The 604-nt window shown below is 74.5% G+C and carries 1 protein-coding gene; it reads left to right on the top strand.

Annotated elements, in window-relative coordinates; all coding sequences use genetic code 11:
* On the top strand, positions 1-604 hold a 604-nt coding region (locus NS331_RS24805; RefSeq protein ID WP_153013053.1), incomplete at both ends, for a M20/M25/M40 family metallo-hydrolase.

Genomic DNA, 604 nt, shown 5'->3' on the forward strand with positions numbered 1-604 from the left:
GCCCAGGCCCTGGCCGCCACCGGCTTCGCGGGCAGAGCGCCTGCTGCCGTGAGTGCTGGCGCCCCGCGCTTTGGCGCCTACTTCGAGGCCCACATCGAGCAGGGCCCGGTGCTGGAAGACGCCGACGTGCCGCTCGGCGTGGTCACCGGCGCGCTGGGCCAGCGCTGGTACGACGTGGTCGTGACCGGCCAGGAGGCCCATGCCGGCCCCACGCCCATGCGCCTGCGCCGCGACGCGCTGCAGGCCGCCACCGGGCTGATGCAGGAGGTGGTCGCCATCGCCATGGACGAGCAGCCGCACGGCCGCGGCACCGTGGGCTACGTGCAGGTGCATCCCAACTCCCGCAACGTGATCCCTGGCCGCGTGACCTTCACCGTGGACCTGCGCCATGGCGACGACGCGGGCCTCACGCGCATGGACGCGCGCCTGCGCGCCGCCTGCGCCGCGCTGCAGGCCGAAGGACGCGTGAGCGTGTCGGCGGAACAGACGGTGTACTTCCCGCCCGTGCAGTTCACGCCCGAACTGGTCGCCGCCGTGCGCGAGGGCGCCGAACGTGCCGGCCTGGCGCATCAGGACATCGTGAGCGGCGCCGGCCACGACGCGG

The sequence above is a fragment of the Pseudacidovorax intermedius genome (assembly GCF_001476815.1).
GTDB lineage: Bacteria > Pseudomonadota > Gammaproteobacteria > Burkholderiales > Burkholderiaceae_C > Xenophilus > Xenophilus intermedius_A.